Annotated in this window: 24 protein-coding genes; 10 read left to right on the top strand and 14 right to left on the bottom strand. The window is 69.7% G+C overall.

Features of this window, described 5'->3' with window-relative positions; all coding sequences use genetic code 11:
• Positions 1–90 precede the first annotated feature (90 nt).
• Complete coding sequence (locus C8D87_RS05555) at positions 91–483, top strand: hypothetical protein (RefSeq protein WP_215732181.1); 393 nt, start codon at positions 91–93, stop codon at positions 481–483.
• Positions 484–805: 322 nt separating this feature from the next.
• Here the strand turns inward: C8D87_RS05555 and C8D87_RS05550 are convergent, their stop codons facing one another.
• From C8D87_RS05550 to C8D87_RS05515, 8 genes are all read right to left on the bottom strand, one after another.
• A complete protein-coding gene (locus C8D87_RS05550; RefSeq protein WP_112225770.1) occupies positions 806–1,219 on the bottom strand; it encodes a pyridoxamine 5'-phosphate oxidase family protein in 414 nt (137 codons plus the stop codon).
• Positions 1,220–1,366: 147 nt separating this feature from the next.
• Positions 1,367–1,957, bottom strand: coding sequence for a TetR/AcrR family transcriptional regulator (locus tag C8D87_RS05545; RefSeq protein WP_112225769.1), 591 nt, complete (start codon positions 1,955–1,957; stop codon positions 1,367–1,369).
• Complete coding sequence (locus tag C8D87_RS05540; protein ID WP_233439482.1) at positions 1,954–2,373, bottom strand: nuclear transport factor 2 family protein; 420 nt, start codon at positions 2,371–2,373, stop codon at positions 1,954–1,956. The genes C8D87_RS05545 and C8D87_RS05540 overlap by 4 nt, the downstream gene beginning before the upstream one ends.
• A 71-nt stretch (positions 2,374–2,444) precedes the next feature.
• Complete coding sequence (locus C8D87_RS45715) at positions 2,445–2,585, bottom strand: glycoside hydrolase family 30 beta sandwich domain-containing protein (protein ID WP_170166317.1); 141 nt, start codon at positions 2,583–2,585, stop codon at positions 2,445–2,447.
• A gap of 614 nt (positions 2,586–3,199) precedes the next feature.
• The gene (locus C8D87_RS05535) at positions 3,200–4,063 is read right to left on the bottom strand and encodes a S1 family peptidase (protein WP_112225768.1); all 864 of its coding nucleotides are present in this window, start codon (positions 4,061–4,063) and stop codon (positions 3,200–3,202) included.
• A gap of 127 nt (positions 4,064–4,190) precedes the next feature.
• Positions 4,191–4,376, bottom strand: coding sequence for a hypothetical protein (locus tag C8D87_RS05530; protein WP_146771630.1), 186 nt, complete (start codon positions 4,374–4,376; stop codon positions 4,191–4,193).
• On the bottom strand, positions 4,367–4,720 hold the full coding sequence (locus tag C8D87_RS45710; protein WP_233441914.1) for a hypothetical protein: 354 nt from the start codon (positions 4,718–4,720) through the stop codon (positions 4,367–4,369). Before C8D87_RS45710 ends, C8D87_RS05530 begins: the two co-directional genes overlap by 10 nt.
• 296 nt (positions 4,721–5,016) lie before the next feature.
• Positions 5,017–6,111, bottom strand: coding sequence for an aldose epimerase family protein (locus C8D87_RS05515; RefSeq protein ID WP_112225766.1), 1,095 nt, complete (start codon positions 6,109–6,111; stop codon positions 5,017–5,019).
• Between the two features lie 128 nt (positions 6,112–6,239).
• Here C8D87_RS05515 and C8D87_RS05510 point away from each other — a divergent pair, with 128 nt between their 5' ends.
• From C8D87_RS05510 to C8D87_RS05500, 3 genes are read left to right on the top strand one after another with little or no spacing between them, the layout of a single operon-like run.
• Entirely contained in the window at positions 6,240–6,572 is a 333-nt protein-coding gene (locus tag C8D87_RS05510) for a putative quinol monooxygenase (RefSeq protein WP_112226284.1), read from the top strand.
• A 41-nt stretch (positions 6,573–6,613) separates the two neighbouring features.
• On the top strand, positions 6,614–6,892 hold the full coding sequence (locus C8D87_RS05505; protein ID WP_112225765.1) for a hypothetical protein: 279 nt from the start codon (positions 6,614–6,616) through the stop codon (positions 6,890–6,892).
• Complete coding sequence (locus C8D87_RS05500; RefSeq protein WP_112225764.1) at positions 6,889–8,592, top strand: GMC family oxidoreductase; 1,704 nt, start codon at positions 6,889–6,891, stop codon at positions 8,590–8,592. The genes C8D87_RS05505 and C8D87_RS05500 overlap by 4 nt, the downstream gene beginning before the upstream one ends.
• Here the strand turns inward: C8D87_RS05500 and C8D87_RS05495 are convergent.
• Complete coding sequence (locus tag C8D87_RS05495; RefSeq protein ID WP_112225763.1) at positions 8,528–8,944, bottom strand: hypothetical protein; 417 nt, start codon at positions 8,942–8,944, stop codon at positions 8,528–8,530. The two genes, C8D87_RS05500 and C8D87_RS05495, sit on opposite strands and share 65 nt — an antisense overlap.
• Before the next feature lie 93 nt (positions 8,945–9,037).
• Between C8D87_RS05495 and C8D87_RS05490 the strand changes: the two genes are divergently transcribed.
• Positions 9,038–9,415: a YciI family protein gene (locus C8D87_RS05490; RefSeq protein ID WP_112225762.1), complete on the top strand. Its 378-nt coding sequence runs from the start codon at positions 9,038–9,040 to the stop codon at positions 9,413–9,415.
• Here the strand turns inward: C8D87_RS05490 and C8D87_RS46785 are convergent.
• Positions 9,407–9,919, bottom strand: coding sequence for a hypothetical protein (locus C8D87_RS46785; RefSeq protein ID WP_215732180.1), 513 nt, complete (start codon positions 9,917–9,919; stop codon positions 9,407–9,409). The two genes, C8D87_RS05490 and C8D87_RS46785, sit on opposite strands and share 9 nt — an antisense overlap.
• 4 nt (positions 9,920–9,923) lie before the next feature.
• Complete coding sequence (locus tag C8D87_RS05480; protein ID WP_112225761.1) at positions 9,924–11,459, bottom strand: FAD-dependent monooxygenase; 1,536 nt, start codon at positions 11,457–11,459, stop codon at positions 9,924–9,926.
• Positions 11,460–11,514: 55 nt separating this feature from the next.
• On the opposite strand from C8D87_RS05480, the gene C8D87_RS05475 reads away from it, so the two are divergent.
• From C8D87_RS05475 to C8D87_RS05465, 3 genes are read left to right on the top strand one after another with little or no spacing between them, the layout of a single operon-like run.
• Positions 11,515–12,495 (top strand): ABC transporter substrate-binding protein, encoded by a 981-nt coding sequence (locus tag C8D87_RS05475; RefSeq protein WP_170166316.1) that lies wholly within the window; start codon positions 11,515–11,517, stop codon positions 12,493–12,495.
• Positions 12,492–13,226: an ABC transporter ATP-binding protein gene (locus C8D87_RS05470; RefSeq protein WP_112225760.1), complete on the top strand. Its 735-nt coding sequence runs from the start codon at positions 12,492–12,494 to the stop codon at positions 13,224–13,226. Before C8D87_RS05475 ends, C8D87_RS05470 begins: the two co-directional genes overlap by 4 nt.
• The gene (locus C8D87_RS05465; protein WP_112225759.1) at positions 13,223–13,954 is read left to right on the top strand and encodes an ABC transporter permease; all 732 of its coding nucleotides are present in this window, start codon (positions 13,223–13,225) and stop codon (positions 13,952–13,954) included. The genes C8D87_RS05470 and C8D87_RS05465 overlap by 4 nt, the downstream gene beginning before the upstream one ends.
• Here the strand turns inward: C8D87_RS05465 and C8D87_RS05460 are convergent.
• Genes C8D87_RS05460 through C8D87_RS05450 form a run of 3 tightly spaced genes read right to left on the bottom strand, consistent with a single transcriptional unit; the run spans position 13,945 to position 16,186 of the window.
• A complete protein-coding gene (locus tag C8D87_RS05460) occupies positions 13,945–14,610 on the bottom strand; it encodes a CE1759 family FMN reductase (protein ID WP_112225758.1) in 666 nt (221 codons plus the stop codon). The genes C8D87_RS05465 and C8D87_RS05460 overlap by 10 nt on opposite strands.
• Entirely contained in the window at positions 14,607–15,032 is a 426-nt protein-coding gene (locus C8D87_RS05455) for a MarR family winged helix-turn-helix transcriptional regulator (protein WP_233439484.1), read from the bottom strand. The genes C8D87_RS05460 and C8D87_RS05455 overlap by 4 nt, the downstream gene beginning before the upstream one ends.
• Positions 15,029–16,186 (bottom strand): LLM class flavin-dependent oxidoreductase, encoded by a 1,158-nt coding sequence (locus C8D87_RS05450; protein WP_215732253.1) that lies wholly within the window; start codon positions 16,184–16,186, stop codon positions 15,029–15,031. The genes C8D87_RS05455 and C8D87_RS05450 overlap by 4 nt, the downstream gene beginning before the upstream one ends.
• Positions 16,187–16,270: 84 nt before the next feature.
• On the opposite strand from C8D87_RS05450, the gene C8D87_RS05445 reads away from it, so the two are divergent.
• Together C8D87_RS05445 and C8D87_RS05440 are read left to right on the top strand one after the other, a co-directional pair.
• Positions 16,271–16,882 (top strand): ABC transporter ATP-binding protein, encoded by a 612-nt coding sequence (locus C8D87_RS05445; RefSeq protein WP_112225756.1) that lies wholly within the window; start codon positions 16,271–16,273, stop codon positions 16,880–16,882.
• A 17-nt stretch (positions 16,883–16,899) separates the two neighbouring features.
• Complete coding sequence (locus tag C8D87_RS05440) at positions 16,900–18,216, top strand: DUF6297 family protein (RefSeq protein ID WP_146771629.1); 1,317 nt, start codon at positions 16,900–16,902, stop codon at positions 18,214–18,216.
• The last annotated feature ends 5 nt before the right edge of the window (positions 18,217–18,221 follow it).

Raw genomic sequence — 18,221 nt, 5'->3', positions numbered from 1 at the left:
TTCCGGCCGATTCCGATCATTCCTGATCGGATCGTTGACACGCGCACTGCTCAGCCCCTTCCGTCGAGAGAGCCGAGAAGGCGGAGACAGATGCCAAAGATGTCGTTGTCCCGCTTCACGAGTGTGGGTGTGGCCATCGCCGCGGTGCTGGCGCTGGGCGCACCCGCGACCGCTGCCGCCGAGGTGCGGCTGCAGGGCACCATCAGCTGGAGGCTGGTGAAGGCGGCCAACCCGACCGCCGACCAGCAGCGAGCGTACGACCTGATCACGCGCGCCATGCAACGCGCAGCGCTGCACGAGATCTCCCACACGATCGGCGTCGGCACCAGCGGCAAGTGGCGCGGCCTCGGCTGCGGCGGGACCTACAACGGTTCCAGGGCCACCGCGCTCGTCAAGCAGTACGGCGCTGCCCGCCCTGTTCGCAGTCCTGGCGCTGTCATCGCCGTGAGCTCTGCCCGGGCAACCCCCTCGTCCACGGCATAGATCACCTCGTCACGATCGCGAAGAACCGGCTCAAGCGCATCCGGTACCGACCCGAACTGATGGACGCCTTCTTCGTCCACACCGGACTGGACCTCGAACCAGAACCGCCTTGACGCCGGCCTTTCGAGATCTGTGTCGGCACGTCTGCGCCAGGAAGACGGAACTCGTTGCCGCGGTGACAAGTTGATCCGTTTCCACAGCACTGTCCGGCGGCACTCCACGATCGGGATGCCCAGTCCCGACGACTACGAGAAGTCACTCCGAGCGGCGGCCAAGCCTTGCAAGTCCCCTGTCCACCATTCGGGGTGAACCTCATGGCAGGTCAGGCGGAGAAGCGGTTCACCACCTCTGGGTGGACGACGATGCGCACCACGCCCCCGATACGCCACTCATCGAGGAGCTTCTGGTGGTTCGGGTCGCTCATGTCCCAGTATCGTTCGGCGAGACGAGCCGCGAGCTCGGCGCCACCCTGATCGTGGAGAGTGACCGAGCCCTCCACCGCTACCCAGTGTTCGGGCTCACCAGATGGAGCTGCGACGACGACGGAAGCACGGGGGTGCTCCCGGAGACGGTCGAGCTTCGGTGCATCCGGGACGGAGAACATCTGCACGTCGCCGTCGTCGGTCACCTCGAACCACACCGGGCGCGGTGCCGGCCAGCGTTCACCGCGTGGTGCAACGGTGAGGAAGGCGTACAGCGGCCGTGCGAGCAGGGCAAGATCCTCATCGCGGAACATGAGAGCTACCTTATGGCTCGCCGTTCCCGCAGAGGTTGAATGGTGTCGACGAGGCCGGAACCGTCCAGTACCGACCCGACCTGCTGACCGGCTCCTCGCCCAGACCGGCCCCACCCTCGACACTGCGCCACCGCAGTCCTGACCATGCTAGTCGGACCTGGCGGGCGTCGTGGCTCCAGCCGCGGCGCCCGTCTCGGGTGACGCCGTGGCGAGCTGGAGAACCCAGGCGCTCCAAGCGGTGTCGGCGCGCTGCCCGGACAGTTCGAGCGCGGCCGAGACCGTCTGGATCAGTCCCGTGGCGAAGAACGTGCGCACCTGGAACGCGTCCGCCCCCGTCAGCCTGGCGATCGACGCCATGAGAGCGAGGTGACGCCGGCGTACCGCCTCCTGCACGTCACCGTCGGCCGCTCCGGCGTAACCCTGCAACATCACCATGCCGATGGTGCGCTCGCGCCGCAGGAGCCGCACGTAGGCGTCACCCAGCGCGGGCAGTGTCGGTTCGGCGCGCTCGAACGCGGCTTCGATCTTGTCGTAAGTCACGTCGACGACTTCGAGGAACAGCTTCTTCTTGGAGCCGAACATCTGCACGACGCGCGGGTGTGAAATCCCCGCCCGTTCGGCGATGGCGTCCAGACGGCCTCCCGCGAGGCCGTTCCCGGCGAACTCGGCTTCGGCCGCCGCGAGGATGCTCGCCCTGCGCACCGCGGCGGGCATCCGGGCAGGAGCGCCCTCGCTCATCCGCGGACCTGGCGTTCCACGAACTTGTTGTCGTACAGGCACCGGTAGGCGTGGATCAGTCCGTCCTCGCCGACCTCCAGCCGGTCGTCGCCGTGGAACTCGACGCGCCGATCGGTGCCGGCGACCGTGCCGGTGAACTGCCATGCCACCACCACGGCACGCCGGGTCGTCTCGGCGTAGAAGCCCACGCGCGTGAAGGAGTAGTCCGGGAACGTGCGCGTCATCTGCGCCACGAACTCACGGATGGACTCTGGGCCGTGCGCCGTCTTGCCCAGCGCCGGCTCGTCGTACACCAGGTCGTCCGCGCACATCGCCGCCACCGCGTCGGCGTCGTGCGTGTTCCACGCCCGCTCCCACCGGCCGCAGAACGTCTCGATCGCGTCTACATCTGTGGCTGCCACCTCGGCCATCGTCATGCATCTAACTTACAAGTAAGTAAGAACGGACGCCAGGGTCCAGGTTGCGGGTTTGTGACGGGCCCGGATCGTCAGCAGGTGGAGACGGAACCGTCGCTGTTGCGGAACGCGGACAGCAGCAGGTTGCCGTCCGAGGTGGTCGCGCCGATCCGAGTCGCGTTCGGACGGATGAACCGGCTGTAGTTCGCCATGGCCCACAATCGCTTGGACACGCGGTAGCCGCTGCCGTCTGGATCAGGCCGCGGGTGGTGCCGGTCGACGCGCCGTACCAGTACACGTAGGCGTGGACGTTGCCGGTGGTGAGCGCGGTGTGCACGGCCCTGGCGATGGTCATGCCGTCGTAGCCGCTGCCGTCGTCCCGGTTCTCGTTCCAGGTGGTGCCGCTCGGGTTCCACTCGGACATCCAGGTCCGCTTCGACGTCGGCAGCGGTCCGTCGATCTTGCTCGCGTAGGTGTGGCCCGTGTGCGTCGCGACGATGCCGCGCGGTGGCGTCCGCTTCGATGGCGCTGGAGTAGTTCTTCTGCTGGTTCCATCCGAACGAGTCGCAGCAGGTGACCTTCAACCCGGCACCGGCCGCGACGGGCCGAGCACCTTGACGAGTCCACCGCCTGCGCCGGGGTGAGCCGCATCGACGAGTAATCGGTGGTGTAGTCGGGTTCGTTGGTGAACCCGATGTCGTTGATGAAGTCCATGTTCGCAATAGCCGGGCCTGAGGCGGCCCCCGGGGGCACGGCCGAGCGACCCACATACAACACCGGTATGCGGGTCGCTCGCCCGCACCGCCAGGAGCCACCTCAGGCGCGACTCTCATCGAACGGGACTTCGCTAGTAGACGTTGACGCCGTACCGGTTGAGGACCTCGACCACGGGCTGGAAGAACGTGACGCCACCCGAGCGGCAGTTGCCGCTGCCACCGGAGGTGATCCCGAGCGCGGTGCTGCCGGAGTAGAGCGGGCCGCCGCTGTCGCCGGGCTCGGCGCAGATGTTCGTCCTGATCATCCCGTACACGCTGCCCGCGGCGTAGTTCACCGTGGCGTTGAGGCCGGTGACGCTGCCGCAGTGCGTTCCGGTGGTGCTGCCGCGGCGGCACGCCCGCTGGCCGACGGTCGGGTTGGCCGCGCGGGAGATGTCCTGGCCCGCGACCGTGCCGGAGCGGGCGATGGAGGAGTCGTAGCGGACGATGCCGTAGTCGTTGCCGGGGAAGGAAGTTCCGGTGCGCGGGCCGATGTACGCGCCGCCGGACGCCGACCACGACGAGCCGATGTTGGTGCAGTGCCCGGCCGTCACGAAGTAGTGGCGGCCCGCGCTGTTCCTGACGTTGAAGCCCAGCGAGCAGCGGGCTCCGCTGGTGTGGATCGCGTCGCCACCGCTGATCAACGGCTGCAGGGTGCCCGCCATCCGCTCCAACTTGACGGCCCGCGCGTGCCTCGCGGCCACCGCGCGCACCTGGTCGAGCTTCGCGCCGGTCACCGTGTCGTCCACGGAGACGACGACCTGGCCGGTCGCCGGATCGACGGCCCACGCCGTGCCCGGCACGCGGGCGGAGGCGTCGAGGTCGGTGGTGGCCGAGTCGGTCTGCGCCGTGGTGAGGGGAGCCGCGCCGGCCGCCGGGGTGCACATGACCGCACCGGCGAGCAGGGCGGCGGTCACCGCGGTGGCGCGCCGGACGGCCGATTTCGTGAATGCCATCGTTCCTCCTGAAGAGCAGGACTTCTCGTTCGACGAACGGCAGGGCGATCGTCGAATTCCGGGTATGGCGGCGATGGGTGAACGATAGATTCCGCGGTGTTTTCCCGGCCTCCTCGGGTCGAACGTGTCAAAAACCGTCAAGCAATTCGTCGAATCGACCGCCGAGCCGGGTGCGAAGCCTCGCGAGCTCCCTCCTGATCGGCGTGGCTGAGGCCGCGACGACCATCGGGATCACCGGTCGGGCCACCTCCACGGCGGCGTCGGGGTCGCCGCGGCACGCCTGGCTGTCGGCCAGCCGCAGGGTCAGCAGCAACCTGCTGCCGTGCATCCGCGCCGGCACGGTCGCGAGCGACGTCTCCGCGAACGCCGCCGCCCGGCCGGCGCCTCGCCGTTCGACGTGTTGCGTTCGGCGGGGCCGTAACCGTTGGTCGACGCCGCCCACGTCATGTTGCCGACCTGGTGCGTACCTGCGGCGGGGCCGGGAGCCGTGGTACCGGTGCGCGACACCCGGTACATCACCACGCCGTGCGGGGCGACGGACGCGGAGATCGCGCCGGTGGTGCTCGACGTCGCGCCGCTCCACAGGTCGCGCAGGCCGTACGACGACGAGCCCGCCAGGCCGAGCTGTGCGGCGGACGTGCTGATCGGCGTGGTCACAGGCGAACGTCTGCGCGTCGATCGTCTCGTGGTCGAGGCTCGCGGGATGACCCTGGCAGGTGATGTACCGGCGGAGGAGTAGATGCCGAGCTTGAGCCCTCGCGCGTGGGCGTAGTCCGCCAGTGCCTTGATTCCACCTGGGAACCGCGTCGGGTGCGGTTGCAGTGGCTCCGCGTTTCTTCCAACTCACCACGGCCCTCGCTTCCGGATGCCCATGTGGCGGCGGAGTTCGAGGCAACCACGATGATCATGCGCGGTGACATGGCCGACGGTGCGGTGTCAACAACTGTCGACCATCACCCGGCGGACAGCTCGTAAACCGTTTCCTGCTCGTAGATCTCGCCGGGGCGCAGCACCGTGCTCGGGAAGTCCGGGCGGTTCGGCGAGTCCGGGAAGTGCTGTGCCTCCAACGCGAAGCCCGCGCCGCGCCGGTACGGGTGGCCGCTCGTGCCGATCAGGTCGGACGAGAGGAAGTTGCCGGAGTAGAACTGCAGACCCGGATTGGTCGTCCACACCGTCAGCATCCGGCCGGAGCCGATGTCGTGCGCCCGCGCCGCGAAACCGAGCGAGTCCGGCTCGTCGAGCACCCAGTTGTGGTCGTAGCCGTGCCCGAGCCGCAGCTGCGGGTGGGGCGCGTCGATGCGCGCGCCGATCGGGGTCGGCTCGCGGAAGTCGAACGGCGTCCCACCGACCGGTGCGGGCGGGCCCTGCGGGATCAGCGCGTCGTCGACCGGGCAGAACAACCCGGCGCGGATGGTCAGCAGGTGGTCGTAGACGTCGCCGGAGCCTTCGCCGGCGAGGTTCCAGTAGGTGTGGTTGGTCAGGTTCACGACCGTGGGCGCGTCGGTCTGGGCGCGATAGCCGATGCTCAGCCGGTTGCGCGTGTCGAGCCGGTACGTCACCACCGTCGTGACGGTGCCGGGGAAGCCCTGGTCGCCGTCCGGGCTGACGTGGGTCAGGCGCACGCCCGCCCCGCCGGCGTCGGTGAAGGGGCTCGCCTGCCACACGTGCGTGTCGAAGCCCGTGATGCCGCCGTGCAGGCTGTTGCCGTTCTCGTTGGTGGTCAGCCGGTGCTCGACGCCGTCGAGGGTGAACGCGGCACCGCCGATCCGGTTGGCGTAACGGCCGATCAGCGCGCCGAAGAACACCCGGCCCGCGTCCGGCCGGTTGTTGGCCACGTAGCCGTCGAGCGTGGGGAACCCGAGCACGACGTTCTTCTGCTCGCCGTCGCGGCCGGGCGCGTCCAGCGAATGGATCACGCCGCCGAGGTCGAGGATCCGCGCCGTGACGCCGCCGGGGTTGGCCAGCACGAACCGGTGGACGTCCACGTCCCCGATCCGGCCGAAGTGCTCGCGGCTGACCGTGGGTGTGGCGGTCTCGGAGCGGTGCATCGGCGGTGCCTCCCGGTCGGGTCGAGGTGGTGCTCCGGTCGATGTTAACGCTAACAGTCGGGCGCCGACCGGCCCGTGCGGGCATGCGAGCCCATAGGCTGGGAGGCGATCACGTGAAGGAGGCCGTCTTGATCTTCATCACCGCCAGGTTCCGTGTCCTGCCCGAGTACGCGGACACCTGGCCGGAGCTCTCCCGCGCTTTCACCGAGGCCACCCGCGCCGAACCCGGCTGCCTGTGGTTCGACTGGTCGCGCAGCCTCGACGACGAGACCGAGTACGTGCTCGTCGAGGCCTTCCGCGACGGTGACGCGGGTGCGGCGCACGTGCAGTCGGCGCACTTCAAGGTCGCGCAGGCGGAGCTGCCGCCGTACCTGCAGGAGACACCGAAGATCGTGAACGCGGTGCTGGAGCAGGACGACTGGTCTCTGTTGGGCGAGATGGAGGTTGCGCCACGCGGGTGAGGGGCCGGGCGTGGCGCGGCTCCGGCGTCGAGGATGGCGGGATGGACGCCTTCGTGGAGTTGTCCGCCGAGCTGACCGGGTTCTCGGCGGAGGAGCTGAGGTCGACCGGACTGGTCGAGCAGTACGCGACGCTGGCGCGCGGCGCGTCGGACGCCGAGATCATCCAGCTCTGGTACACCGGGGTCTGGCGCGGGGTGATCCCGAGCTCCCGCGCCTACGCGGAAGGTCTGGCGTGGAGGGCGGTCGGGGTCGCGGCGCCCGGCACGGACGGGCCCGGCTTCGGCAGCTGGGAGCGCAGACCCAGAGGCAGCGCCTCATGAGAGCCGTGGTCGTCGGCGCCGGGTTCGCCGGCTCACTGATCGCGAAGGTGCTGGGGGACAACGGTTTTCAGGTCCTCGTGCTCGAAGCGGGAGCACAGACCGACCACGACGAGGCCGTGCGGAGGTTCCGGACGGCGCTCGTCAAGACACCGCTCGCGCCGTACCGCAGGACGGAGGCGGCGCCGTCGAGCGACTACCTGGTCAACACCGGGCCGTTCGCGTACTCGAGCCCGTACCTGCGGATGAACGGCGGCACCGGAACCGTCTGGACCGGGATCACGCCCCGCATGCACCCCGAGGACTTCCGGACCGCGGACCTGGGCCGCGGCCGCAACTGGCCGCTCTCGTACGACGACCTGGAGCCCTGCTACCGCGCGGCGGAGTGGGAGATCGGGGTCGCGGCCGACGCCGACGAGCAACGGCTGCACGTTCCGGTGGCGGACGGCTACGTCTACCCGATGCACGCCTTGCCCCGCACGTATCTCGACCACGCGGTCGCGTCCGTTGTGGACGGTGCGCAGATCGACGGCCGCGAGCTGCTGCTGGTCGGCACCCCGCAGGCGCGCAACGGTGTCCCGGTGAGCGGCTACCGGCCGGACGGCAACCGGTGCGCCGGGTTCGCGAGTTGCGTGCCGGTGTGCCCGGAGGACGCCAAGTACACGCCGCACCGCACCCAGAAGCGCTGGTCGCCCAACGTCGAGCTGCGCACCAGATGCGTCGTGAACCGCGTGCACGCCGACGAGTTCGGACGCGTCACCAAGGTCAGTTATCAGCGCTACGAGGACGACACGACCGGCATGCACACCCGGCAAGAGGCGGAAGCCGACGTCGTCGTGCTCGCCGCGCACGCCATCGAGAACGCCAAGCTGCTGCTCATGTCCGGCCTGGCGAACAGCAGCGACCAGGTCGGCCGCAACCTGATGGACCACCCGGCACTGCTGACGTGGGCGCTGATGCCGCACCCGATCGGCCCCTTCCGCGGTCCGGGGTCGACGACGAGCATCGAGGCGTTCCGGTGCGGGCGGGACCGCGCCACGCGGGCACCGTTCCGCATCGAGATCGGCAACTGGGGCTGGGGCTGGTCGGCGGGCAGTCCGGACTCGGACACGGCCGAGTTCGTCGCGGCGGGCCTGCGCGGCACCGCGCTGCGCCGAGCCGTGGCGGACCGCGTGGGCAGGCAGTTCACGCTGCAGTTCGAGATCGAGCAGGAAGCCGACCCCGCGAACCGGGTCACTCTTGGCGCGGACCGCGACGCGATGGGCAACCCACGCCCGTCGATCCACTACACGCTGTCGGACTACGTGAAGGACGGTCTGCTGGCCGCGAAACGGGTGTCGGACCGGATCTTCGAACTGCTCGGCGCCGATGACTACACGTCGTACAAGCCGGACGAGGAGCGGTACTTCGAGCACAACGGCGAGCCGCTGCGCCACTGGGGCGCCGGGCACGGCGGCGGCACGCACGTGATGGGCTCCTCGCCGCGCGACTCGGTGGTGGACCAGTGGCAACGCTGCTGGGACCACCCCAATCTGTACGCGGTGGGGTGCGGCAGCATGCCGTCGCTCGGCACGACGAACCCCTCGCTGACGATGGCCGCGCTCGCCCTGCGCACGGCCGACCACCTCGTGACGGCGTTCAGCCGGGCGACGGGCCGCGCCGTGCTCGCAGAACCAGCAGGATCGCGGCCCCCACCGCGATGACGACGACGCCGTTGCCGAACGCCCACAGCACCGCATGGCCGTGCACGACCTCCCGGCTGACGGCAGGGTCGCGGAAGACCGGGTTGACCTGCGTGATCAGCAGGACCTTCAGCGCGACCGACACCGCGAGACACCCGAGTGCCGGCCGCGGTGCCCGCGTGACGACCGCCAGGACCACCCCGAGCGGCCCCCACGGCAGGTAGTAGTAGATCGGGCTGCCTGCCGCGAACACGCCGACGAGCGAACCCGGCCGCGGGTCGGCCAGCAGCTGCGGGTTCCACACGACCTGCTCGTAGAGGTTGCCGAAGAACCACATGCTCAGCAGAGGTACGACCAGCCGCGAAAGAATCACCGGGCCATCATGTCGAAATGTCGAAACGACCGTGACGTCGATCGACGCAGGTGTGGCGGCCCAACGCCGCCGTACCGAGATCAGGGAGATGACATGCGGTTTCTGTTGATGCACCGGGTCCCGGAGGACGCCGACGCGGCGTGGAAGGCGAGTCCGGAGCTTCATCGGCGGATGAACGAGTTCGTCGACAAGCTGAACGCGAACGGTGTGTTCCTCGGTGGTGAGGGCGTGCACAAGCCGTCCAGGGGAGCGGCCGTGCGCAGGCGGGGTGCCGAGATCAGGTCGACCGACGGCCCGTTCGCCGAGGCCAAGGAGGTCATCGGCGGGTTCATGATCATCAACGCGAAGGACCTCGCCGAGGCCAAGGCCGTCGCGGAGGAGTACATCACCTGCTTCGCGGGCGTGGAGGAGATGTCGGTCGAGGTCCGGCAGGTCGTCGAGGCCGACGAGATCCCAGAGCTCCTAGCCTAGGTAACGCAGCTCGACGACGAACCATTCGCCGGCGAGCGAGCACGGACCGCCCTGATGGAGCCGCACGTCCTCGGTGTCGAGAGCGGCGAGCACGTGCGGCCCCTCCAGCTGCAGCTCGACGTCCGCAACGGTTCGCACGCTGACGTCGGAGTCCGTGATGTCCAATGGCGCGGCCGGCTTCTCGCCGAGGTCCTTCAGCTCGACGAGCCGGTTGCGGTAGCGGGACGTGCCGATGTTCGTCAGCCGGTGGACGGGCGACACCGGGCGGTGGACCCAGCCGCCGCGGTGCTCGGAGATGAACCTCGGCTCGCTGCCGTCGAGCCAGTCCATGCGGCCTTGCGAGCCCTCGATGCTCAGCACCACGTACGGGTTGTGGTGCAGGTGCCACGGGTGGGTCTCGCCCGGTTCGAGCGACACCTCCCACACCCGCACCAGCTCGTCGTCGTAGAGCATCCGCTGACCCACGTCGACGAGCACGATCTCCTCACCCGCAGGCGAGACCACGACGTCACCCCTCAAGGCACACCTCCCGCAGGTACTGGTCCCGGACGTTGCACCAGGACCGAGCAGTCCAGGGTTCGACGAACGCCACGTGCCCGTCCGGCCTCAGCAGGACAGCGACGTCGCCGAGCCCTAAGCGTTCCCGCACCGAGGAGCCGGGGTCGAAGTACGCGCGGTCCCGCAGCCCCGAGTCGTGCGGCGCGTCCCACCGGCTCACGACCACTTGCCGCAGCCCGGCGGGGTCCGGCCCGAACGGTGGTCTGCGGCGCGCATCGGTGAGATGCAGGCCGACGAACGAGTCACGGCACAGCTCGTGCAGGTGCACCGCGCCGCGCAGGCCGAAGACCCGCAGGTCCGGAACCCGGTCGCCGACCCGCGGCGGGCCGGGTTCGCGCACCAGTGACGAGTCGCCCAGCCGCACGCCCAGCAAGGTCCGGGTCATCGCGTCGCTCCAGCCCGCCACCGACTCCAGGCGGCGGTCCATCACGGCGCGCGCGGCCTCCGCCATCTCCGCGGAACCGTTGACCGCGAGCGGTGCCTGTTCGGTCTCGTAGCCCTCCAGGAGCTTTTCCGAGGCCCACCCGCGGTACACCCACGCGAGCCGCCACGGCAGGTTGGAGGCGTCGAGCACGCCGGTGTTCAGGCCCAACGCCCACATCGGCGTGATCAGATGCGCGGCGTCGCCCATCAGGAACACACGGTCCCGTCGCCACGACGACGCCACGCGGTGGTGCACGGTGTAGACGTTGCTGCCCAGGACTTTCAGCTCGTCGACCTCGCCGATGAAGTGGCGTGCCTTGTCGCGCAGCTCGTCAGACTCCGGGGCGGGCCGGCCGGGATCCAGCGGGAACACGAACCGCCAGCAGTGCGGCTGCCGGACGAGGACCATCCACTCCTCGCGGTCGCCGAAGTAGGCGAGGTACGGGTAGTCGCGCGGGTTGCCGACGTCGAGGTCGCAGACGAGGTCGACCAGCATGTACCGCTGCTCCAGCGTGTGGCCGCTGACCTCGACGCCGAGCCGTTCCCGCACGGTCGAGCGGCCTCCGTCGCAGGCCAGTACGTAGGCCGCCGCCACCTCCACGTTCCCGTCCGGCGTCGAGAGGTGCAGTGTGACGCCGTCGTCGTGCTGTTCGAAGTCGACCAGCCGGTGCCGCATCCGCAACGCGCCCGGCGCGCGTTCCTCCAGCACAGCCGCGAGCACCGGCTCCAGCTCGTGCTGCGGAACGTTGATGACGAACGGGAACCGCGTCTCGCCTGCGAGCGCCGAGGTCAGCACGCTGCCGGTGGAGGTCCCGGTCGCCCGGTCCAGCTCGCCGATCTCGTCGATCCGCAGCGACGCCGCCAGCACCGGCTCCAGCGCGCCGTACCGGTCCAGGACCTCCAGCGTGCGCGTCAGGATCGTCCCGGCCCTGGTCTCGCCGGACAGGTCGTCCCCGGCCTCGAAGACGACCACCGGCACGCCGTGCGAGACCAGCCCGAGGGCCGTGATCAAACCGATCGGGCCCGCGCCGATGACGGCCACGGGCAGATTGGTCGTGTTCATCCGTCCTCCCCGACCTCTATGTTCGAGCACGAGGGCGCCTTCGGGGGAGGGGATCATGAAGAAGTCGGTTCTGCTCGTGATCATGGTGGTCGTCACGGCCTGCGGTGGGGGACCGCCAGTGGAGAGGGCCAAGGTCAACTACTTGACCTCGTTCAGCACGTTCGGCCGGGACGCGTACGTCTACGTGGCGCAGGAGAGAGGGTTCTTCGAGCAGGCGGGCCTCGACGTCACGATCACGCCCGGCACCGGCAGCGTCGACGTGCTGAAGCTGGTCGCGGGCGGCCGTGCGGAATTCGGCATCGCGGACTTCACCGCCACCGCGATCACCGTCACCAAGGAGAAGCTGCCGGTCACCACGATCGCGGCCGTCCAGCAGCGGTCGCTCGCCGCGATCGTCGCGTTGGAGGGCAACGGGATCAGCAAACCCGCCGACCTCGCCGGCAAGAAGATCGGCGACCAGCCGGGCTCGACGAACCAGGTGATGTTCCCCGTCTACGCCAAGGCGGCCGGCATCGATCCCGCGCAGGTCCAGTTCGTGCCGTCCTCCCCTCCCTCACTCCCGCAGCTGCTGGCGGCCGGACAGGTCGACGGAATCGGGCAGTTCGTCGTGGGCAAGCCGCTGATCGAAGCCGCGGCCAAGGGCAGGAAGGCGGTCGTGCTGCCGTACGGCGATCTGGTTCCCGACCTGTACGGCAACGCGCTCGTCGCGTCCAAGGACACGGCCGCGCAGAAGCCCGACCTGGTGCGCCAGTTCAGCGGTGCGCTGCTCAAGGGTCTGACGTACGCGATCGAGCACCCGGACGAGGTCGGCCCGATCCTCAAGAAGTACCAGCCGGCCCAGGACGCGGGCGTGGCCAGTGCCGAGGTCGCGCTGATGGCGCCGTACGTGAAGCCGTCCGGGTTCACCGGCCCGGTGGGCGAGCTGACGCAGCCGCGGGTGGAGAAGATCCTCCGCACGCTCGTGGAGGCCGGCGCGATCCCGGACGGTTCGGTGCGTCCCGACGACCTCGCCTCCTTCGCGCTGGCGCCGAAGTGATCACCCTGCGCGGCGTCTCGCACAGCTTCGGCGGCGTCCACGCCCTGGCAGGGATCGACCTGGACGTGGACGAGCACGAGTTCGTGGCGGTGATAGGGCGTTCCGGCTGCGGCAAGTCCACGCTGCTGCGGCTCGTCGCGGGGCTGCTGACGCCGTCAGAAGGCCGCGTCGAGGTGGCGGGCGACCCCGTGGTGAAGCCGCGGCGCGACGTCTCGTTCATGTTCCAGCGGCCGGCGTTGCTGCCCTGGCGGACGGTGCTGTCCAACGTGCTGCTGCCGATCGAGGTCTTCGGACTCTCGCCACGGGCGTACCGGGACCGGGCGCACGAGCTGCTGGGCCTCGTCGGCCTCGGCGGGTTCGAGCAACGGCTGCCGCACGAGCTGTCCGGCGGCATGCAGCAACGGGTGTCGCTGTGCCGCTCGCTGATCCAGAGCCCGCGGGTGATGCTGATGGACGAACCGTTCTCCGCGCTCGACGCGATCACCCGCACCGAGCTTTCCGAGGAGCTGCAACGGGTTCAGCTGGAGCTGCCGCGCGCGGTCGTGTTCGTGACGCACTCCGTCGACGAGGCGGTGCTGCTCGCCGACCGGATCGTGGTGCTCAGCCCGAGGCCAGGACGGATCCACGAGCTCGCCGACGTCGGCCTGCCCCGGCCACGCGCGCTCGGGCAGGTCGAGCTCGACCAGGTGAGCAGGGAGCTGCGCGGGCTGCTGGGGGAGGTGACGGCGTGAAGGTCGTGCTGCCGGTGCTGGGCCTGCTGGCGCTCATCGGTGCCTGGTGGCTCGCGACGATCGTGTTCGGGGTCGACTCGTTCCTCGTGCCGTCACCGGCCGACGTCGTCGCGTCGTTCCTGGAGCTGCCGGGCTATCTGCTCGAACAGACGCTGGTCACGTTGTGGGAGGCGGTCGCCGGGTTCGGGCTGTCCATCATGATCGGTGTGCCGCTGGCGTTGCTGATCGTCGGGTCCACGGTCCTGGAGCGGATGTTCTACCCGCTGCTGGTGGCGTTGAACGCCGTGCCGAAGGTCGCCATCGCGCCGATCGTGGTGGTGTGGTTCGGGTTCGGCATCGAGTCGAAGGTGCTCATGGTCGTGCTGGTGTGCATCTTCCCGATCGTCATCTCGACCGCGTCCGGCATGAAGTCCACGCCGCACGAACTGGTAGAGCTGTTCCGGTCGCTGGACGCGCCGCGCCGCCACGAGTTCTTCAAGCTGCGGCTGCGGCACGCGCTGCCGCAGGTCTTCGTCGGGCTGAAGGTCGCGATCACACTGGCGGTGATCGGGGCGGTGATCGGCGAGTTCGTCGGCGCCCGCGCCGGACTGGGCTACGTGATCTACACGTCCGGTGCGAGCGCCGACACCTCACTGGCCTTCGCGGCGATGGCCCTGCTCGCGGTGATCAGCGTCGCGCTGTTCTACGGCCTGGGCTACGTCGAGAAGAAGGTCCTGCCCTACGCGTGACCGCCCGCGGCGAGGCGCATCAGGTCCGAGTCGAGGTCGATCGACAGCTCGGTGCCGCCCGCGCTGCCGAACTCGTGCTGGTAGCGGCCCCACGACTCGGCACGCACCTGCTTCTCGAACCCGGAGGCCATGAGCGCCACCAGTTCGAGGGCCGCGCGGTCGATGCGCTTGTTCAGCGCGTTGTCCTGCCAGTCCTCGGTGGAGGCGAACAGCGACGTCGGCACGACGACGGTCCGCAGGTAGGCGAACAGGCCGCGCATCTGGTCGTCGACCACGAGCGCGTGCCTCGCCGTGCCGGCGGTCGCGGCGAGGACGACGGGCTTCGCGATCAGCAGGTCGTTGTCCAGGATCTGGAAGAACGACGTGAACAGCCCGCTGGCGCCCGCCTTGTAGACGGGGGTGCTCGCGACGATGCCGTCCGCGTGCTGCAGCGTGGTGATCGCCTGCTGCAGCTTTGGCCCGATGTGGTTGGACACCAGCGCGTTCGCGATCTCGCTCGCCAGCTCGCGCAGCTCGACGACCTGGATGCCGGCCTGGTACTGCTTCTCGGACGCGAGCTGCGCCACGCGCTGGGCGGCGCGCTCGGCGAGCAGGCGTGTGGACGACGGGTCGCTCGTGCCGGCCGAGACGACCACGAGCTTGAACTGTTCGGTCATTTCTCCTCGCTCTGGGCCAGCTTGCCGGTGATCACGGCGAGCTGCTCGAGTTCTTCCGGCGTCAGCACGTTCAACGCGCGGGTGACGCTGCGGGCGTGCGGACGGCCGATCTCCCGCTGGGTCCTGCGGCCTTCCGGGGTGAGCGACAGGCGCACACCCCGGCGGTCGCCGGGATCCGGGCAGCGGTCCACCAGCCCGCGGTCGGCCAGGCGGTCGACCATGCGGGACAGGGCGGGCTGGCTCAGCAGAACGTGACGGTTCAGCTCACTCATCCGCAATGGACTGTCGCATTTGGACAAGGTGTAGAGGACGTCGTACTCCCGCATCGTCAGGTCGCCCCAGACGTCCTCCGCGTTGAACCGCTTCATCAGCACGGCGTAGGCCCTCATCAGGGACTCCCACGCCTCGTTCGCTCTGGTCACCGGGAATCCTGGTACGGCGAGCCACCGGTGACGTTGTCACCCCGGTTGGCGTTCGGGCGCGGCTGACGCGCGGGCTGGTCGCCGTACTTCTCCTCGACGCGCCGGGCGTGCGTCGGCGGCTTGGCGGTCTCCGGGTCCTGGCGCGCCTCGATCTCCTTGCGCAGCACCGGAACCACCTCCTCACCCAGCAGGTCGAGCTGGTTCAGCACGGTCTTGAGCGGCAGGCCGGCGTGGTCCATCAGGAACATCTGGCGCTGGTAGTCGCCGAAGTGCTCGCGGAAGGTCAGCGTCTTGTCGATGACCTCCTGCGGGCTGCCGACCGACAGAGGCGTCATCTCCATGAAGTCCTCCATCTTCGGCCCGTGCCCGTAGACCGGCGCCTCGTTGAAGTACGGCCGGAACTCGTTGATCGCGTCCTGCGACCGCTTCGCGATGTAGGCCTGACCACCGAGGCCGACGATGGCCTGCTTCTCCGTTCCGTGGCCGTAGTGCGCGTACCGCTGGCGGTAGAACTTGATCAGCCGCATGTAGTGCTCTTTCGGCCAGAAGATGTTGTTCGCGAAGAAGCCGTCGCCGTAGTAGGCGGCCTGCTCCGCGATCTCCGGCGTGCGGATCGACCCGTGCCACACGAACGGGGGCACGTCGTCCAACGGCCGCGGCGTGCTCGTGAAGCCCTGCAACGGCGTGCGGAACTTGCCCTCCCAGTCGATCACGTCCTCGCGCCACAACCGGTGCAGGAGGTTGTAGTTCTCCAGCGCCAGCGGCAGGCTCTGCCGGATGTCCGCGCCGAACCACGGGTACACCGGCGCGGTGTTGCCGCGGCCCAGCATCAGGTCCATGCGGCCCTTCGCCAGGTGCTGCAGCATCGCGTACTCCTCGGCGATGCGCACGGGGTCGTTGGTGGTGATCAGCGTCGTCGCGGTGCTGACGATCAGCCTCTTGGTCCTCGCCGCGATGTGGGCGAGCAGCGTGGTCGGCGCCGACGAGAAGAAGGGCGGGTTGTGGTGCTCGCCGATCGCGAACACGTCCAGTCCCACTTCCTCGGCCTTCTCGGCGATCTGCACGATCGCGTCGATCCGCTCGGCCTCGCTGGGGGTCTCGCCGCTCACCGGGTCCCTGGTGATGTCGCTCACCGAGAACACTCCGAACTGCACGGCACCCGCCTCCTTCTGTTGTTTCATGCGTTTGCATCTACCTTAACGCACGGGCCGCTCACCTATTCCCGGTAGCCTGATCACATGCTCGAGGTGCGGGACCTCCGCAAGAGCTTCGGCGACGACCCGGTGTTCGGGGGACTCGGCTTCGAGGTGGCCGCGGGGGAGGCGGTGGCGATCGTCGGCCGCAACGGTGCAGGCAAGTCGACGCTGCTCAAATGCCTGGTGGGGGCCGAGCACCACGACGCGGGCGAGGTGCTGGTCCACGGGGAGTCGCGCGACGAGACTTCCGCGTCGTTCCGCGCGTTGACGGCCGCACTGCTGGACGACGCCGACTACTTCCCCGACGTGTCCGTTGTGGAACACCTGCGGTTGCAGGCGTGGCTGCACGGCACCCCGGACCCGGAACGCGAGGTGCTCGCGGCGCTGGACGAGCTGGGCCTGTCCGAGGTGCGCGACCAGTTGCCACCCACGTTGTCGAGCGGGCAGCGGCACCGGCTGGGTCTCGCGTCGTGCTTCGTGCGGCCACGCGGCCTGCTGGTGCTGGACGAACCGGAGCAGCGGCTCGACGTGCAGGGCCGGACCTGGCTGCGCGAGCGGCTGAAGGCCGAGAAGGCGGCCGGGGTGGCGGTCGTGTTCGCGTCGCACGACCAGGACCTCGTCGACGCGGTCGCGGACCGCTGCGTGACCCTGTGACCCCGTCGGTAGCCGAGGTGAGTGACCCGGCGACCCCGTCCGCAGCCGAGGTGCGCAGGCGGCTTCGGCGCCCGCCACCGCCGTGGCGGTTCCGGCTCGCCCGCCTCTACGAACGGCTGGTCAACACGGCGATCGCCGGCGCGATCGGCTGGGGCCTCGCGTTCAAGGGCCTCGCCAAGACCGGGCAGGCGGGAGCGAGCGAGTGGACCGCGCTCTGGCTGTCCGTGCTCGCGGCGGTCGTGCTGCTCAAGCTGCTGCTCGCGTTCGGGCCGGTGTTCGCGGGGCGGGACCGGATGTTCTGGGTGCTGAGCTCGCCGGTCGATCGGGCCGCGCTGCTGTGGCCGCGGTTCCTGGGACTGCTCGGGTTCGGCGCGGCGGTGGGCGCGGTGTGGCCGGCTGTCGTGTTCGGGGTCGTGGGGGTGTCGGCGCCGCCTGGGGTGTGGGTGTTCGCCGGGTCAGCGGCGGCCGGGGTCGCGGTGGTGGCGGGCGCGGTGGTCCTGCAACGTGCCCGGCTGCGTCCTCAAAACTGGCTGAGCGTTCTCGCCGCGGCGGCCGTGCTCGCACTGTTCCTGCGGTCCGACGTGGTCGCGGTCGAGATGATCTGGCTCGTCCCGGCCGCGGTGCCACTGGTCGTAGTCGCTGCGGCGTCACTGCGGCGGCTGAACCGGGCCGACCTCTCCACCGGCGGAGCGCTCGCCGCGGCGGTGCGGGTGTCGGTGTCGTGGCTCGACCTGGCCCTGCTCGGTGCGATCCTGGCGGAACGCCGTGCACGGCTCCTCGGCCGGGTGCGGTCGGCCCGGCTGCGCGGCTCACCGGTGACCGTGCTGGTGTGGACGGACGTGCTGCGGGCGCGGCGAGCACCGAACGGCCTGCTGGTGTGGGCCGGGTTGCTGCCGCTGCCCGCACTGGTCGCACTTGGCGGCGAGGTCGACTGGGTGCCCGCGGTGCACCTGGTCGCCGCGTTCATCGCCACCGACAGGCTGGCGGCAGGGCTCAAGTCCGTCTGCCGGTCGGCGTCGATCCGCAGGATGCTCGGCGTGCCGGACCGGACGCTGCGGCTTGCGCACCTGGTCGTGCCCGCCACCGGCGCGGTGGTGTGGTGCGTCGCCACGGCGACGTTCACGCCGCACGTCTCCTGGCTCAACGCCGCGGTGTCCGCGGTCGGCGCGCTGGCCGTGGTGTACCGGATCGCCACGAAGCCACCGCTCGACTACGGCGTCGCGGCGATCGACTTCGGTGTGCTCGGGCCCGTGCCGATCGGGTTGGTCCTGCAGCTCGGCCGAGGTCCGTTACTGCTGTATTTGTTGTGTGTGCTGCAGGTGGTGCTCGGCTAGGGCGC

It is taken from the genome of Lentzea atacamensis (assembly GCF_003269295.1).
Taxonomy (GTDB): Bacteria; Actinomycetota; Actinomycetes; order Mycobacteriales; family Pseudonocardiaceae; genus Lentzea; species Lentzea atacamensis.
This window is presented reverse-complemented; position numbering and strand designations above follow the sequence as displayed.

Bases quoted from the DNA above. Each gene is read 5' to 3' on its own strand.
- C8D87_RS05540 (WP_233439482.1), bottom strand. From the start codon at position 2,373: ATGACGATGGCCGAGGTGGCAGCCACAGATGTAGACGCGATCGAGACG.
- C8D87_RS05490 (WP_112225762.1), top strand. From the start codon at position 9,038: ATGCGGTTTCTGTTGATGCACCGGGTCCCGGAGGACGCCGACGCGGCG.
- C8D87_RS05550 (WP_112225770.1), bottom strand. From the start codon at position 1,219: ATGTTCCGCGATGAGGATCTTGCCCTGCTCGCACGGCCGCTGTACGCC.
- C8D87_RS05475 (WP_170166316.1), top strand. From the start codon at position 11,515: ATGAAGAAGTCGGTTCTGCTCGTGATCATGGTGGTCGTCACGGCCTGC.
- C8D87_RS05505 (WP_112225765.1), top strand. From the start codon at position 6,614: ATGGACGCCTTCGTGGAGTTGTCCGCCGAGCTGACCGGGTTCTCGGCG.
- C8D87_RS05555 (WP_215732181.1), top strand. From the start codon at position 91: ATGCCAAAGATGTCGTTGTCCCGCTTCACGAGTGTGGGTGTGGCCATC.
- C8D87_RS05480 (WP_112225761.1), bottom strand. From the start codon at position 11,459: ATGAACACGACCAATCTGCCCGTGGCCGTCATCGGCGCGGGCCCGATC.
- C8D87_RS05545 (WP_112225769.1), bottom strand. From the start codon at position 1,957: ATGAGCGAGGGCGCTCCTGCCCGGATGCCCGCCGCGGTGCGCAGGGCG.
- C8D87_RS05445 (WP_112225756.1), top strand. From the start codon at position 16,271: ATGCTCGAGGTGCGGGACCTCCGCAAGAGCTTCGGCGACGACCCGGTG.
- C8D87_RS05500 (WP_112225764.1), top strand. From the start codon at position 6,889: ATGAGAGCCGTGGTCGTCGGCGCCGGGTTCGCCGGCTCACTGATCGCG.
- C8D87_RS05535 (WP_112225768.1), bottom strand. From the start codon at position 4,063: ATGGCATTCACGAAATCGGCCGTCCGGCGCGCCACCGCGGTGACCGCC.
- C8D87_RS05515 (WP_112225766.1), bottom strand. From the start codon at position 6,111: ATGCACCGCTCCGAGACCGCCACACCCACGGTCAGCCGCGAGCACTTC.
- C8D87_RS05460 (WP_112225758.1), bottom strand. From the start codon at position 14,610: ATGACCGAACAGTTCAAGCTCGTGGTCGTCTCGGCCGGCACGAGCGAC.